Source organism: Pseudomonas sp. EA_5y_Pfl2_R50 (assembly GCF_963970475.1).
Taxonomy (GTDB): Bacteria; Pseudomonadota; Gammaproteobacteria; order Pseudomonadales; family Pseudomonadaceae; genus Aquipseudomonas.
In genome coordinates this window covers 1-468 of sequence record NZ_CAXAPT010000151.1, presented here as the reverse complement: position 1 = coordinate 468, position 468 = coordinate 1, and the positions used below count along the sequence as shown (strand labels likewise).

At 62.2% G+C, this 468-nt stretch carries 1 pseudogene; it reads right to left on the bottom strand.

From position 1 onward, the window contains the following. Positions 1–468, bottom strand: a pseudogene (locus tag AACY19_RS27185) (RHS repeat protein); the annotation flags it as partial.

Sequence of the window (468 nt, the reverse complement as noted above, 5' to 3'; positions counted from 1 at the left end):
ACTTTTCGCCGGACTCGTTTTCGATTTCCGTCAGCAGCAGTCGCGCATGGTCGTAGCGGTATTGCACCCGCGTGCCGTCAGGATTGATCCGTCGGGAGACCAAATGCAGGTCATCGTCGTATTCGTAACGGGTGATGCGCCCCAGTTCGTCGCGTTCGACGGTGACCTGGTTGTAGGCGCCATAGCTGTAGGCGCGCGTGGCGCCCGTAGGAGAAGTCGTCTGGATCAGTCGGCCGACGGCATCCCAATGTTGCCGGGTGACCGCACCGTGTTCGTCCGCGGTCGTGGTCCGGCGCCCCAGCGCATCGTAGGAAAAACGCCGCACGCCACCGTCGGGCAGTGTCTCTTCGGTCAACTGGCCGAGGTTGTTCCACACCAAGCGATGCCGACTGCTGTCCGGGTAGCGGATCGACAGCAATTGTCCGCGGATGTCGTAGTAGTAATGGGTGACCTGGCCGTCGGGGTCGA